General features: G+C 69.8%; 14 protein-coding genes. 3 read left to right on the top strand and 11 right to left on the bottom strand.

All coding sequences use genetic code 11. The features are described 5' to 3' along the window. Window positions 1-31: 31 nt before the first annotated feature. Window positions 32-808 carry a MetQ/NlpA family ABC transporter substrate-binding protein gene (locus FM069_RS15835; protein WP_143489339.1) on the top strand — a complete coding sequence of 259 codons (777 nt, stop codon included), beginning with the start codon at window positions 32-34 and terminating at the stop codon, window positions 806-808. A gap of 149 nt (window positions 809-957) precedes the next feature. Here the strand turns inward: FM069_RS15835 and FM069_RS15830 are convergent, their stop codons facing one another. From FM069_RS15830 to FM069_RS15810, 5 genes are all read right to left on the bottom strand, one after another. Then, on the bottom strand, window positions 958-1,590 hold the full coding sequence (locus FM069_RS15830; RefSeq protein ID WP_143489338.1) for an SCO family protein: 633 nt from the start codon (window positions 1,588-1,590) through the stop codon (window positions 958-960). 73 nt (window positions 1,591-1,663) lie between these two features. Continuing rightward, the gene (cyoE, locus tag FM069_RS15825; RefSeq protein WP_143489337.1) at window positions 1,664-2,563 is read right to left on the bottom strand and encodes a heme o synthase; all 900 of its coding nucleotides are present in this window, start codon (window positions 2,561-2,563) and stop codon (window positions 1,664-1,666) included. Between the two features lie 20 nt (window positions 2,564-2,583). Next, on the bottom strand, window positions 2,584-3,639 hold the full coding sequence (locus tag FM069_RS15820) for a COX15/CtaA family protein (protein ID WP_143489336.1): 1,056 nt from the start codon (window positions 3,637-3,639) through the stop codon (window positions 2,584-2,586). An 81-nt stretch (window positions 3,640-3,720) separates the two neighbouring features. After that, window positions 3,721-4,350 carry a hypothetical protein gene (locus tag FM069_RS15815; RefSeq protein ID WP_143489335.1) on the bottom strand — a complete coding sequence of 210 codons (630 nt, stop codon included), beginning with the start codon at window positions 4,348-4,350 and terminating at the stop codon, window positions 3,721-3,723. Then, window positions 4,325-5,020, bottom strand: a complete 696-nt coding sequence (locus FM069_RS15810; protein WP_233282059.1) for an SURF1 family protein — start codon at window positions 5,018-5,020, stop codon at window positions 4,325-4,327. Before FM069_RS15810 ends, FM069_RS15815 begins: the two co-directional genes overlap by 26 nt. Window positions 5,021-5,104: 84 nt before the next feature. On the opposite strand from FM069_RS15810, the gene FM069_RS15805 reads away from it, so the two are divergent. After that, window positions 5,105-5,308, top strand: a complete 204-nt coding sequence (locus FM069_RS15805; protein WP_143489334.1) for a twin transmembrane helix small protein — start codon at window positions 5,105-5,107, stop codon at window positions 5,306-5,308. Between the two features lie 13 nt (window positions 5,309-5,321). Here FM069_RS15805 and FM069_RS15800 read toward each other — a convergent pair whose 3' ends face one another. Genes FM069_RS15800 through coxB form a run of 4 tightly spaced genes read right to left on the bottom strand, consistent with a single transcriptional unit; the run spans window position 5,322 to window position 9,560 of the window. Next, on the bottom strand, window positions 5,322-6,209 hold the full coding sequence (locus tag FM069_RS15800) for a cytochrome c oxidase subunit 3 (RefSeq protein ID WP_143489333.1): 888 nt from the start codon (window positions 6,207-6,209) through the stop codon (window positions 5,322-5,324). After that, on the bottom strand, window positions 6,202-6,783 hold the full coding sequence (locus FM069_RS15795; RefSeq protein WP_143489332.1) for a cytochrome c oxidase assembly protein: 582 nt from the start codon (window positions 6,781-6,783) through the stop codon (window positions 6,202-6,204). Before FM069_RS15795 ends, FM069_RS15800 begins: the two co-directional genes overlap by 8 nt. A 34-nt stretch (window positions 6,784-6,817) precedes the next feature. Next, window positions 6,818-8,431, bottom strand: coding sequence for a cytochrome c oxidase subunit I (gene ctaD / locus FM069_RS15790; RefSeq protein ID WP_143489331.1), 1,614 nt, complete (start codon window positions 8,429-8,431; stop codon window positions 6,818-6,820). Between the two features lies 1 nt (window position 8,432). Further along, window positions 8,433-9,560, bottom strand: a complete 1,128-nt coding sequence (gene coxB / locus FM069_RS15785; RefSeq protein WP_143489330.1) for a cytochrome c oxidase subunit II — start codon at window positions 9,558-9,560, stop codon at window positions 8,433-8,435. A gap of 455 nt (window positions 9,561-10,015) precedes the next feature. Between coxB and FM069_RS15780 the strand changes: the two genes are divergently transcribed. Then, window positions 10,016-10,666 carry a hypothetical protein gene (locus tag FM069_RS15780; RefSeq protein WP_143489329.1) on the top strand — a complete coding sequence of 217 codons (651 nt, stop codon included), beginning with the start codon at window positions 10,016-10,018 and terminating at the stop codon, window positions 10,664-10,666. Between the two features lie 18 nt (window positions 10,667-10,684). On the opposite strand, the gene FM069_RS15775 is transcribed toward FM069_RS15780, so the two are convergent. Together FM069_RS15775 and FM069_RS15770 are read right to left on the bottom strand one after the other, a co-directional pair. Continuing rightward, window positions 10,685-12,223 (bottom strand): SulP family inorganic anion transporter, encoded by a 1,539-nt coding sequence (locus FM069_RS15775; RefSeq protein ID WP_143489328.1) that lies wholly within the window; start codon window positions 12,221-12,223, stop codon window positions 10,685-10,687. 131 nt (window positions 12,224-12,354) lie between these two features. After that, window positions 12,355-13,074: a carbonic anhydrase gene (locus FM069_RS15770; protein WP_143489327.1), complete on the bottom strand. Its 720-nt coding sequence runs from the start codon at window positions 13,072-13,074 to the stop codon at window positions 12,355-12,357. Between the last annotated feature and the right edge of the window lie 102 nt (window positions 13,075-13,176).

Genomic DNA, 13,176 nt, shown 5'->3' with positions numbered 1-13,176 from the left:
ATCGCTACCCCGAAACCAAAGGAGCCTTCCCATGAAGAAACTGCTGACCGTCCTGGCCGCCGTCGCCGCGTTCTCCGCCCAGGCGGAGACCCTCAAGGTCGCCGCGACCCCGGTGCCCCACGCGGAAATCCTCGAGTTCCTCAAGCCGCAGTTGGCCAAGGAAGGGGTGGAGCTGGAGGTGAAGGTGTTCACCGACTACGTGCAGCCCAACGTGCAGGTGGCGGAGAAGCGCCTGGACGCCAACTTCTTCCAGCACCAGCCTTACCTGGACGAATTCAACAAGAGCCGCAAGACCTCGGTGGAACTGGTCAGCGTGACCGGCGTGCACGTGGAGCCGTTCGGCGCCTACTCCAGCAAGGTCAAGCGCCTGGAAGACCTGCCCGACGGCGCCAGCGTGGCCATCCCCAACGATGCCACCAACGGCGGCCGCGCCCTGCTCCTGCTGGCCAAGGCCGGGGTGATCACCCTCAAGGAAGGCACCGGCATCCTCGCCACGCCCAAGGACATCGTCGGCAACCCGAAGCACGTGAAGGTGCGTGAACTGGAAGCGGCGACCCTGCCGCGGGTGCTGCCCCAGGTGGACCTGGCGCTGATCAACACCAACTATGCCCTGGAAGCCAAGCTCAACCCGACCCAGGACGCCCTGGTGATCGAGGGCGCCGACTCGCCCTACGTGAACATCCTGGTGAGCCGCGCCGACAACAAGGACGCGCCGGCCCTGCAGAAGCTCGCCCAGGCCCTGCACAGCCCCGAGGTGAAGCAGTTCATCCAGGAAAAATACAAGGGCGCCGTGGTCCCGGCGTTCTGATCCCCGCGGGCCGGCGACGGCCCCCGACGACGGGCGCCCCACCGGCGCCCGGCGTTCCCCTGGCGACCCGCCCCGCGACGCTCGCCTGACCGCTTCTCCCCACTCCTCTCACGACACCCCCTTGGTGGATGGCGCGGCGCGCCCGTGCGTCAGTCGCCGGCCACCAGGGACGGCAGCTGGTCGGCCAGCTTGGCGTTGTTCAGGGGCGCGCGGATGAAGCCGCGCTGGGTGCCGTCCGGGCCGATGATCACCAGGTTGCCGCTGTGGTCGACGGTGTAGTTGGGCTTGCTGGTGTCGGCGGGGATGAACGGGATGCTCACCGCGGCGGCGAATTTCTGCAGGGTGTCCAAATCGCCGGTGGCGCCGCGGAAGGCGGGGTCAAAGTAGCCCAGGTACTGCTTGAGCTGCTGCGGCGTGTCGCGGTTCGGGTCGACGCTCACCAGCATCACCTGCAGCCGCGCGCGGGCTTCCTCGGGCAGCTTGCCCTTGAGCTCGCGCAGCTGGGCCAGGGTGGTGGGGCAGATGTCCGGGCAGAACGTGTAGCCGAAGAACAGCAGGCTCCAGCGGCCCTTCAGGGTATCCACCCGCAGCGGCTGGCCATCCTGGTCGGTCATGCTCAGTTCCGGCAGGGTACGGCTCTGGGGCAGCAGCACAATGCCGGCGTCCAGCAGCCGCACCGGGTCCTGCTGGTGGCGTTCGCTCAGGGCCTTGTAGACAGTGAGCCCCATCACCAGGGCGACGACGGCGACGAGGATGAAGACGGTTTTCTGCACGCGGGTCATAGGCTTGCCTGTTCCGAGAAGACGGTCGGCCGCTGGCGGCCGGGCCCCGCATGGCCGCGGGACCCGCCGCGCATCATAGGTTCAGCAGCAGGTAGTGGTCGACCAGCAGCGCGATGAACAGCAGGAACAGGTAGGCGATGGAATAGCGGAAGGTACCCATGGCGGCCCGCGGGTCGTGGCCGCGGTAGAGCACCCAGGACCAGCGCAGGAAGCGCGCGCCCAAGGCCAGGGCGCAGAGCAGGTAGAGCGGGCCGCTCATGTGGATGACGAAGGGCATCAGGCTCACCGCGATCATCGCCAGGGTGTAGAGCAGGATGTGCACCTTGGTGTAGTGCTCGCCGTGGGTGACCGGCAGCATCGGGATGTCCGCCTTGGCGTACTCGGCCTTGCGGTGGATCGCCAGGGCCCAGAAGTGCGGCGGCGTCCAGGCGAAGATCAGCAGCACCAGCAGCAGCGGTTCGGCGCTCACCTGGCCGGTCACCGCGACCCAGCCCAGCAACGGCGGCGCGGCCCCGGCGACACCGCCGATGACGATGTTCTGCGGCGTGGCGCGCTTGAGGAAGCCGGTGTAGATCACCGCGTAGCCCAGCAGCGAGGCCAGGGTCAGCCAGGCGGTCAGGGGGTTGGTGAAGGCCAGCAGCAAGCCCTGCCCGGCGACGGCCAGCAGCAGCGCGAAGGCCAGGGCCGCGGCGGGCGAGACCCGCCCCTCGGCCAGGGGCCGGCGGTGGGTGCGGGCCATGATCGAGTCGATGCGCCGGTCCACCACGTGGTTCACCGCCGCCGCGGCGCCGGCGCACAGGGCGATGCCCAGGTTGCCGAACAGCAGCACGGTCCACGGCACGCCGGCGCGGGTGGCCAGGAACATGCCCACCAGGGAGGTGATCAGCATCAGCACCACCACCTTCGGCTTGGTCAGCTCCAGGTAGTCGCGCCAGCCGGCGTGGACGCGCTGCGCGGACGATAGCGTAGCCATGGCTCTTTCTCCTCAGGGCATCAGTCGGTCGCCAGGCGCTCCAGCGCCGGCGCATCCCGCGGCACCGCGCGGGCCTCGGCCGCGGGCGCCGCCAGGGGCCGCACGCGGTAGTTGGTCAGGATCAGGGTCAGCAGCAGCAAGGCACCGCCGCCGTTGTGGGCCACCGCCACCGGCAACGGCAGGTGCAGCAGCACGTTGCTCACCCCCAAGGCCAGTTGCAGCGCCAGCACCGCCAGCAGCAGCCCGGCCAGGCGCGCCAGGCCCGCCCGCCACAGGCGCCAGGCCAGCAGCGGCAGGTACAGCGCCAGGGTCAGGGCGCCGAGGCGGTGGGTCAGGTGGATGGCCGTGCGGGCGTCACTGTCCAGCTGCCCGCCCAGGTAGTTGGGGCCGATGTGCTGGGTCAGGTGGAAGCCGTTAGCGAAATCCGCCGCCGGCCACCACTGGCCGTGGCAGGTGGGCAGGTCGATGCAGGCCATGGCCGCGTAATTGGCGCTGACCCAGCCGCCCAGGGCGATCTGCCCCACCACCAGCGCCAGGCCCAGTCCCGCCCACACCCGCAGCGAGGGCGCCAGCGGGCGCGGCGGCCAGGCGCCGGACAGGCGCAGCGCCAGCAGGAACAGCAGGCCGAGGGTGCAGAAGCCGCCCAGCAGGTGGGCGGTGACCACCTGGGGCCAGAGCTTGAGGGTCACCGTCCACATGCCGAAGGCGGCCTGGGCGATCACCACCCCGAGCAGGACCAGGGGCAGCCCCAGCGGCTGGCCGGGGCGCCCGCGATGGCGCAACGCCTGTACCGCCAGGGCGAGGATGGCCAGCCCGAGGCTGCCGGCGAAGTAGCGGTGGATCATCTCGTTCCAGCCTTTGTGGGCTTCCACCGGCGCGTCCGGGAAGCGCGCCTCGGCGTGGGCCAGTTGCACCTCGCCCTGGGGCACCGCGAGAAAGCCGTAGCAGCCCGGCCAGTCGGGGCAGCCGAGCCCGGCGTGGGTCAGCCGCGTATAGGCGCCCAGCAGCACCACCAGCAACGCCAGCAGGGTGGCGGCGCAGGCCAGGGGGAAGCCGGGGCGGGCGCGTCGGGGCATGGGTTCTCCTCGCATCGAGACTGTCTGACCGGCCGCCTCGCGGTTTTGCTCCAGCGAATTGGCCGGGCCGGCAGCCAGGGTTCAGCCGATCTTCGACAGCTTCAGCAGGTGGCGCAGGTCGTCCAGCACGGCCTTGCCGTTCACCCCGGCCGGGTAGCGCAGCACCAGGTTGCCGTGGGGGTCGACGATCCACAGGGCCGGCTCGCCGCCCGGCACCGCGCCGCGGTAGCGCCCGGCGTCCAGGTCGTAGCGGCGCAGGCGCGGGTAGTCCCGCGCCAGGGTCGCCCGGTAGTCGGCCGTGGGCGCGGTGGCGCTGGCCAGGGCGTGCTCGCCGCGGGACGCCTCGCGCCCCAGGCCGATGTGGATCTGCCGGGCAAGGTAGACCAGGCGCCGGCAGGCCTCGGCGCAGTCGTCGGGGCTGGTGACCAGCACTTGCCAGCGGTCGCCCGGCGCGTCCACCTCCGAAGCCGCCACCGGCGCGGCCGCTGCAGCGGGCGTGGCCGCCTCCGCGATGCCCAGGGCGGCGCGGTCGCGGCCATCCCCCAGCAGTTCGCCGTGGAAGCTGCGGCCCTCGGGCACCCAGAACTGCCAGCGGTACATGGCCGAGGCCAGCAGCATCGGCCCCAGCACCAGGGCCAGCAGGCCCAGCAGCTGCCAACGGCCGCGACCGCGGGGCGAAGGGGTGTCAGAGAGGTACAGGCTGGGGTTCATCGACCACCTCCCGGGCCCGGCGGATGCCGAGGTAGCAATAAAGGGCGAGCAACGCCGCGGCCATGGCGAACCATTGCACGGCGTAGCCGACGTGGGTCTCGGGGCCCAGGCTCACCGTCGGCCAGCCGACCCGGTAGGCCGCGGGGCCGCCCTCCAGGCGCGCCTCCAGGGGCACGCCGTCGCGACCGAGGGCGGTCCACAGGGCGGGTGCGTCGACCCGGTTGACCAGCCGCGGCCAGCCCTCGCCGGCCACCTGGCGCAGCTCCAGCACCTGGCCCGGCGGCCGGTAGAGGTCGACGGTCAGGGCCTGTGGCCCGGGCGGCGTGTCGAAGGCCACCGGCACACGCCGGTCCGTCCAGGGCAGCCAGCCCCGGTTGACCAGCACCCAGCGCTGGCTGGCGGCGTCGTGGAAAGGTTGCAGCAGCTCCACGCCGGGACGGCCGTCGCGGGTGCGGTTGTCCAGCAGCAGGGCATGGTCGGCATCGAAGCGGCCTTCCAGGCGCACCCGGCTGCCACCCGGCGCGGCGCCCTGCAGGACCTGCTCCAGGGGCTGGGGCGGCAGGGCCTGCTGGCGGGCGTCCGCTGCCAGCATCACGCGCTTTTCCTCGGCCCGGGCCAGTTGCCAGGCCCCCAGGCCCACCAGCAGCGGCAGCAGCAGGAACACCGCCACGCTGGGCCCCAGGCCAGGGCGGAAGCAGCGTCGCCGGGGCGGCTGGCTATACTGGCCGACACCCCCTCGCGCCAGGAGACCGCCATGCTCAAGCTCGCCATCGTCGTTCTGTTGCTGGCGTCCGTGGCCAGCCTGTTCGGCGGCCTGGTGTTCCTGGTGAAGGACGAGGGCCGCAGCTCGCGCCTGGTCAACGCCCTGACCCTGCGGGCGGTGCTGGCGGCGTTCACCGTCGCGCTGATCGCCTGGGGCTTCTACAGCGGCCAGCTGGTGGCCCATACCACCTGGTAGCGCCTGGCGCGGGTCAGAGTACATAGACGAAGACGAACAGGCAGACCCACACCACGTCGACGAAGTGCCAGTACCAGCTGGCCGCCTCGAAGCCGAAGTGCTGGTGGGCGTCGAAGTGCCCGCGCTGGATGCGCACCAGCATGATCCCCAGCATCAGTGCGCCGATGGTCACGTGGGCGCCGTGGAAGCCGGTGAGCATGAAGAAGGTGGCGCCGTAGATGCCCGAGCCGAGGGTCAGTCCCAGCTCGTGGTACGCCTCCACGTACTCGGTGACCTGCAGCGCCAGGAAGCACGCCCCCAGCAGCACCGTGGCGCCGAGCCAGGCCTTGAGCTTGCGCCGGTCGCCGCGCTTCAGGGCGTGGTGGGCGAAGGTCACGGTGAAGCTGGAGGTCACCAGCAGCACGGTGTTCAGCAGCGGCAGGTGCCAGGGGTCGATCACCGCCTTGGGCGGCGGGAACAGCTTCGGGTCCGGGGTGTGCAGCAGTGGCCAGGTGTACTGGAAGTTCGGCCAGAGCATGTGCGCCACGCCCTTGCTGCCCTCGCCCCCCAGCCAGGGCCCGGACCACATGCGGATGTAGAACAGCGCACCGAAGAAGGCGGCGAAGAACATCACCTCGGAGAAGATAAACCAGGTCATGCCCCAGCGGAACGAGCGGTCCATCTGCGGGCTGTAGAGGCCGGCGCGCCCCTCGCGGATCACCGCACCGAACCAGCCGAACAGCATGTAGGCGATGAACAGCGCGCCGACGAAGAAGATCAGCGGCCCGTGGGAGGCCTCGCGGGCCGCCTTCAGGTCGTTGAACCAGGTGCCCAGGCCGTACACCGTGATGAGCAGGCCGAGGGTGGCGACGATCGGCCACTTGCTCTGGGCCGGGACGTAATAGTGCTCGTGGCTAGCCATTGGGGTTCTCCTTGGTCGCGCCGGTCCGCGGCGCCTGGGCCACCGGCGGGTGCCGCGCGGTGACGTCGAACAGGGTGTAGGCCAGGGTCAGGTGGAAGACGTCGCCGGGCAGTTCGCGGTCGACGATGAAGCGCACCGGCATCTCGATGCGCTCGCCCGGTTGCAGCACCTGCTGGCTGAAGCAGAAGCACTCGGTCTTGTGGAAGTAGGCCGCCGCCTCGGCGGGCGCCACGCTGGGGATGGCCTGGGCGGTCATCGGCCGGTCGGTGGGGTTGTAGGCGACGAAGAGCATCTCGTTGCTGGCGCCGGGCCTCACCTCCAGCTGGTCGGCCTTGGGGTGGAAGTCCCAGGACATGCCGGCGGCGTTGGTGGCGAGGAACTGCACCCGCACCTGGCGCGTCTCGTCCACCTGCTGGCGGCCTTCGTAGGCCGAGCCGGCGGTCTTGCCGTTGATGCCCAGGGCCTTGCACATCACGTCGTAGATCGGCACCAGGGCGAAGCCGAAGCCGAACATGGCCACCACCGCCAGCAACAGGCGGCGGATCAGCCGCGGGGTGCTCAGGGTGCGCTCCATGGCTGCCTCCCTGCCCGCCGGACCGTCTCGCGGCTCACGGCTGGCGCTCCTCCACCGGCAGTTCCGGCGGGGTGCTGAAGGTGTGGTAGGGCGCCGGCGAGGGCACCGTCCATTCCAGGCCGTGGGCGCCGTCCCAGGGCTTGGCCGGCGCCGGCCGCCCGCCGCGGATGCACTTGATGACGATGAACAGGAACAGCAGCTGGGTGGCGCCGAAGGTGAAGGCGCCGATGGACGACACCATGTTGAAGTCGGCGAACTGCAGGTTGTAGTCGGGGATGCGCCGCGGCATGCCGGCGAGGCCGACGAAGTGCATGGGGAAGAACGCCACGTTCATGCCGACGAAGGACAGCCAGAAGTGCAGGCGGCCGAGGGTCTCGTCGTACATGTGGCCGGTCCACTTGGGTAGCCAGTAGTAGGCCGAGGCGAAGATCCCGAAGATCGCCCCGGGCACCAGCACGTAGTGGAAGTGCGCCACCACGAAATAGGTGTCGTGGTACTGGAAGTCCGCCGGGGCGATGGCCAGCATCAGCCCGGAGAAACCGCCGATGGTGAACAGGATGACGAACGCCACGGCGAACAGCATGGGCGTCTCGAAGGTGAGCGAGCCCTGCCACATGGTGGACACCCAGTTGAACACCTTCACCCCGGTGGGCACCGCGATCAGCATGGTGGCGTACATGAAGAACAGCTCGCCCACCAAGGGCACCCCCACCACGAACATGTGGTGGGCCCAGACGATGAACGACAGGAAGGCGATGCTGGCCGTGGCGTAGACCATGGAGGTGTAGCCGAACAGCGGCTTGCGGGAGAAGGTGGGGATGATCGAGCTGACCGCGCCGAAGGCCGGCAGGATCATGATGTACACCTCCGGGTGGCCGAAGAACCAGAACACGTGCTGGAACAGCACCGGGTCGCCGCCGCCCGCCGCGTTGAAGAAGCTGGTGCCGAAGTGGATGTCCATCAGCATCATGGTCACCACCCCGGCCAGCACCGGCATCACCGCGATCAGCAGGAACGCGGTGATCAGCCAGGTCCAGCAGAACAGTGGCATCTTCATCAGGGTCATGCCCGGCGCCCGCAGGTTCAGCACCGTGGCGACCACGTTGATCGCGCCCATGATGGAGCTGATGCCCATCAGGTGGATGGCAAAGATGAAGTAGGTGACGCTCTCCGGCGCGTAGGTAGTGGACAGCGGCGCGTAGAAGGTCCAGCCGAAGTTGGGCCCGCCGCCGGCGGTGAACAGGGTGCTCACCAGCAGGCCGAAGGCCGCCGGCAGCAGCCAGAAGCTGAAGTTGTTCATCCGCGGCAGGGCCATGTCCGGCGCGCCGATCATCAGCGGGATCATCCAGTTGGCCAGGCCGACGAAGGCCGGCATCACCGCGCCGAACACCATCACCAGCCCGTGCATGGTGGTCATCTGGTTGAAGAATGCCGGCTCGACGATCTGCAGCCCCGGCTGGAACAGCTCGGCGCGGATCACCATGGCCATGCTGCCGCCCAGCAGGAACATGCAGAAGCTGAACCACAGGTAGAGGGTGCCGATGTCCTTGTGGTTGGTGGTCAGCAGCCAGCGCGACAGCCCGCGGGCCGGGCCGTGGGCGTGGTCATGAGCGGCTTCGGTGTGGCCCGGTTCGATCACTGCGCTCATGTCATTTCTCCTCGGCCTGCTTCAGGGCCAGCACGTCCTTCGGGGTGACCATGTCGCCGTCGTTGTTGCCCCAGGCGTTGCGCTCGTAGGTGATGACGGCGGCCAGGTCGACCTCCGAGAGTTGCTTGCCGAAGGCCGCCATGGCGGTGCCCGGCACGCCGTGGAACACCGTGGACAGGTGCTTCTCCTTCGGCCCGGTGACGATCTTCGAGCCCTTGAGCGCCGGGAACATCGGCGGCAGGCCCTGGCCCTCGGGCTGGTGACAGGCGGCGCAGGTGGTGTGGTAGACCTTGTCGCCCCGGGCCACCAGCTCCTCGCGGGTCCATTCCTTGTCGGTCAGCTCCTTGAGCTTGGCCACCTCGGCCTTCTTGTCGGCGAGCCAGGCGGCGAAGTCCTCCTTGCTCTTGGCCTCCACCACCACCGGCATGAAGCCGTGATCCTTGCCGCACAGCTCGGTGCACTGGCCGCGGTAGATACCGGGCTTGTCGATGCGGGTCCAGGATTCGTTGATGAAGCCAGGAATGGCGTCTTTCTTGACCGCCAGGGCCGGCACCCACCAGGAGTGGATGACGTCGGTGGCGGTGATCAGGAAGCGCACCTTGGTGCCCACCGGCACCACCAGGGGCTGGTCGACCTCCAGCAGGTAGTGGTCGTCCTTGTCGGCCTGGTTGTGGATCTGCTCGATGGGCGTGGCCAGGTTGCTGAAGAACTCCACGTCCTGGCCCAGGTACTTGTAGTGCCACTTCCACTGGTAGCCGGTGACCTGCACGTCCAGCTCGGACTCCGAGGGGTCGTAGATCTGGATCAGGGTGCGGGTCGCCGGGATCGCCATGACCACCAGGATCACCAGGGGCACCACGGTCCAGGCCACCTCCACCAGGGTGTGCTCGTGGAAATGGGCGGGCTGCTGGCCGGTGGAACGGCGGTGCAGGATCATCGACCAGATCATCACGCTGAACACCACCACGCCGATGGCGACGCAGATCCAGAAGATGGTCATGTGCAGGTCGAAGACGGAACGGCTGGTGGCCGTGGCGCCGGGCGCCATGTTCACCGTCCAGGCCGCTTGCACGGTCTCGAACGGTAGCCACAGCAGGAAGCTCATCCATGCGCTTGGATGACGCGTCATCGCGGTTCCCCTTATCGTTCTTGTTATCCCGCCGGCTGTGCCTGCGGCCAAGGGAGCGGCTGTCGATACGGCTGACTTCAACGGCCGGACGCTCGGTCGAACGCGCAGTCGGACTCATCAGGTAACGCCTTTCGAGACCGAGTATAGCCAGGGTCCCCAGGCTGACAACGCGAGATGAACGACGCCCCGGCGCGACCCGCCGACGTGCCGGGAGCCCATGGCACAAGGGCTGCAGGCCGATGGACGGTCGTTGGTTATGCCCTTCGCGAATAATCAAGAATGGTTTATGCCGAAGCGGTCTTAGGCGGTGCGCGGTAGCGGCTAACGTCTGTGACGGTCGGCGTCGACCGTCGGCTTTCCGTAGCCGGCGGTGACGCCGCGCCGGTCGGCCGCCGTCGTACGCCAGGTAGAGGCCGACCGTTCCCCGCCCCACGACCTTCGCTACAGGAGTCCCCATGAACACTGCCGCCCTGCGCGCGCTGATCCAGCAGGCCCATCGCCACGAAGCCGCCACCGGCCACCTGGCGCGCCTGCTCGATGCCCGCCTCGACCACCTGCACCCCGCCATCCGCCTGCCCCAGGCCGACCCGCGGGGCGCCCTGGCCGCCTTCGTCGCCGCCTACCTGGACGAGGTGCCGGAGCTGCTGGACGCGGCCGCCGAGGTGGCCCGGGAAGCCGGCATCGAGGACCAGGTGAAACCGGTGCTGAAGGTGGCGGAACAGTTCTTCCTGCAGCCGCCGGCGCTGATGGAAGGCCACGATGGCCTCGACGGGCTGCTGGACGAGGCCTACCTGGCCCACCGCCTGGTGGAGGAAGTGAACGACCGCTACATCGCCCACCTCGGCCGCCCGTTGATCCCCCTGGACACCACCGTGGCCAACCTGGTGGCCCACCAGCTGATCGGCGAACCGTTCGCCAACCGCCTGGACGAAGCGGTGCACCACGCGGTGGACGGGTTTCTGGACGAGCGCGCCTTCGCCCAGGAGTCGGTGCGCAGCTACCGCGCGCGCCTGGACGACCCGTCCACCGAGTCGGCCTGGCGGCGCTGGCCATGCCTGTCCCGACGCCTCGGGGTGGACCTGCAGCTGGACGGCGCGCCGACCTGAGGCCGCCGCGCCGTCGCGTCAGGCGGCCTTGGCCGAGCCCACCGCGCTGGCCCCGCGCAACCGCCCTTCCAGGCGCCGCTTGAGCGCCCGCGGCTCGATCACCAGCCGCGAACCGCTGGCCGCCGCCGCACGGCTCCAGTCCTCCAGCAGCTCCATGCAGGCGTGGTCGATGTAGCTCAGGTGGTCCAGCGGCACGTGGAGCTCGGTGCCAGGGCGCACCGATTCCAGCACCCGGGCCAGCAGCGGCACCTTGAGGAAGGTGGCGGCGCCCACCAGGCGCAGCTCGGCGCGCCGGGCATCCCGGTAGACCAGGCTGACCTTCAGCCGCGAGGCCTTCCAGGCCAGCTTGGCCAGGGTCAGGCCGAAGCCCACCAGCACCCCGGTGAGCAGGTCGGTGCAGACGATCACCAGGGCGGTGGCGGCGTAGATCACCATCGGCATGCGTCCGTAGCGGCCCAGGCCGCGCAGGGCCTTGAGGTCCACCAGCTTGATGCCGGTGTAGACCAGCACCCCGGCCAGGCTGGCGACCGGAATGCTCTGCAGCACCCCCGGCAGCAGCATGACGAAGGCCAGCAGCCAGGCGCCGTGGAAGACGGTGGACAGCCGCGTGCGGGCGCCGGCCTGGACGTTGGCCGAGCTGCGCACGATCACCCCGGTCATGGGCAGCGCCCCCAGTACCCCGCAGAGCAGGTTGCCGACGCCCTGGGCGGTCAGCTCGCGGTCCAGGTCGGAGCGCGGGCCCGCTTGCATGCGGTCCACCGCGGCGGCCGAGAGCAGGGTCTCGGCGCTGGCGATGAAGGCCATGGCCAGGGCCGCCACCAGCAGCGTCGGGTCGGCCAGGGCTAGCAGGTCGGCCGGGCGCAGCCAGTCGATGGCGTCGGCGAGGGTCGCCGGCACCTCCACCCGGTTCACCTCCAGCCCCAGCCAGAGGCTCGCCGCGGTGGCCAGGGTGACGCCGATCAGCGCCCCCGGCAGGAAGCGCAGGCGCGTTGGGCGCAGGCGCTCCCAGGCCACCATCAGCGCGATGGTGCCCAGGCCCAGCAGCGCGGCGTCCAGGCCGAGGCCGCCGCCCAGCACCGGCAGGGCCTCGCCCAGGGCGCCGGGGAACGCCAGCAGGTTGGCCAGGCCGGAGGCCTGGGGCTGGGCGTCCAGCATCACGTGGACCTGGGACAGCACGATCAGCACGCCGATGCCGGCAAGCATGCCGTAGACCACCGCTGGCGCGGTGACCCGGAACCAGCACCCCAGGCGCAGGCGCCCGGCGATCAGTTGCAGCAGGCCGGCCAGCACCAGGATCGGCCCGAGCAGCGCGATGCCGTGGGTGCGCACCAGTTCGAAGACCAGCACCGCCAGGCCGGCGGCCGGCCCGCTGACCTGCAGCGGCGAGCCGGCCAGCCAGCCCACCACCAGGCCGCCGACGATGCCGGTGACCAGGCCCTTGGCCGGCGGCATGCCGGAGGCGATGGCGATGCCCATGCAAAGGGGCAGGGCGACGAGGAAGACCACCACGGACGCCAGAGCGTCGCGAGGCAGGGTTGTCTTGAGTGAGTCGAGCATGATGGGGCTCCTGCACGTTTTCGGCACATGACGGATGGCGACACCGCGCGCGAGGGCGCGGTATCGGGCAGGCGTAAGCGGTGGGCGTGTTGTCCGGCCCGGCGTGACGTCAGCGGGCGTTGGGAAGTGCCTCAGGACCCGCTGTAGCGGGCCTTGGGCGTAGCCATCGGCACGGGGCCTTCGCCGTCGAGGGGAAGGAACTGCCCGCGTTCGGCGTCGTAGGCGCGGATGGCGCTGGTCTCGATGTCGTAGACCCAGCCGTGGATGAACAGCTGGCCGCTGGCCAGGCGCGAGGCCACCGACGGGTGGGTGCGCAGGTGGTCGAGCTGGGCGACCACGTTCTCCTCGGTGAGCACGCCGAGGACTTCGTGCCCGGCGCAGGTGCAGTTGTCCGCCACCACCGTGCGGGCCACCTCGGCATGGCGCAGCCAGGCCTTGACCGTGGGCATGCGCTCCAGGGTCTCGGGGTTGAGCACCGCCTTCATGGCGCCGCAGTCGGAATGCCCGCAGATGATGATGTGCTGCACCCCGAGGGCCAGCACAGCGAACTCGATGGCGGTGGAGACGCCACCGTTCATCTGCCCGTAGGGCGGCACCACGTTGCCGACGTTGCGGGTGACGAACAGGTCGCCGGGGGAGCTCTGGGTGATCAGCTCGGGCACGATGCGCGAGTCCGCGCAGGTGATGAACATCGCCCGGGGTTGCTGGGCGGTGGCGAGTTTCTTGAACAGCTCTTCCTGCTGGGGAAACACCTCGTGGCGAAAGCGCAGGAAGCCTTCGACGATGCGTTGCAGCGCTGTCTCGGCGTTCTCCGTCTCCGCGGGCGCCGCACTCGGGTCGTTGTCGCTCATATCCCTACCTCTGGTTTCGTTGCTGGCGGAAGAAACAGTCCCATGTCGCTAGCGCGTCCACGAGCCCTCTTGCGGCATCGGCGAAACGCCGGGCCGGCTGGC

The organism is Pseudomonas mangiferae, from assembly GCF_007109405.1.
In the GTDB taxonomy this organism is placed as follows: Bacteria; Pseudomonadota; Gammaproteobacteria; order Pseudomonadales; family Pseudomonadaceae; genus Pseudomonas_T; species Pseudomonas_T mangiferae.
The sequence above is the reverse complement of the archived record's forward strand: the minus strand, read 5'-3'. Positions and strand labels throughout refer to the sequence as shown.

Excerpts from the sequence above, each read along its gene's own strand:
- cyoE (WP_143489337.1), bottom strand. The coding sequence starts at position 2,563 with ATGGCTACGCTATCGTCCGCGCAGCGCGTCCACGCCGGCTGGCGCGAC.
- FM069_RS15815 (WP_143489335.1), bottom strand. The coding sequence starts at position 4,350 with ATGAACCCCAGCCTGTACCTCTCTGACACCCCTTCGCCCCGCGGTCGC.
- FM069_RS15800 (WP_143489333.1), bottom strand. The coding sequence starts at position 6,209 with ATGGCTAGCCACGAGCACTATTACGTCCCGGCCCAGAGCAAGTGGCCG.
- FM069_RS15830 (WP_143489338.1), bottom strand. The coding sequence starts at position 1,590 with ATGACCCGCGTGCAGAAAACCGTCTTCATCCTCGTCGCCGTCGTCGCC.
- FM069_RS15805 (WP_143489334.1), top strand. The coding sequence starts at position 5,105 with ATGCTCAAGCTCGCCATCGTCGTTCTGTTGCTGGCGTCCGTGGCCAGC.
- FM069_RS15780 (WP_143489329.1), top strand. The coding sequence starts at position 10,016 with ATGAACACTGCCGCCCTGCGCGCGCTGATCCAGCAGGCCCATCGCCAC.
- coxB (WP_143489330.1), bottom strand. The coding sequence starts at position 9,560 with ATGACGCGTCATCCAAGCGCATGGATGAGCTTCCTGCTGTGGCTACCG.
- FM069_RS15820 (WP_143489336.1), bottom strand. The coding sequence starts at position 3,639 with ATGCCCCGACGCGCCCGCCCCGGCTTCCCCCTGGCCTGCGCCGCCACC.
- FM069_RS15775 (WP_143489328.1), bottom strand. The coding sequence starts at position 12,223 with ATGCTCGACTCACTCAAGACAACCCTGCCTCGCGACGCTCTGGCGTCC.
- FM069_RS15770 (WP_143489327.1), bottom strand. The coding sequence starts at position 13,074 with ATGAGCGACAACGACCCGAGTGCGGCGCCCGCGGAGACGGAGAACGCC.
- FM069_RS15795 (WP_143489332.1), bottom strand. The coding sequence starts at position 6,783 with ATGGAGCGCACCCTGAGCACCCCGCGGCTGATCCGCCGCCTGTTGCTG.
- ctaD (WP_143489331.1), bottom strand. The coding sequence starts at position 8,431 with ATGAGCGCAGTGATCGAACCGGGCCACACCGAAGCCGCTCATGACCAC.
- FM069_RS15835 (WP_143489339.1), top strand. The coding sequence starts at position 32 with ATGAAGAAACTGCTGACCGTCCTGGCCGCCGTCGCCGCGTTCTCCGCC.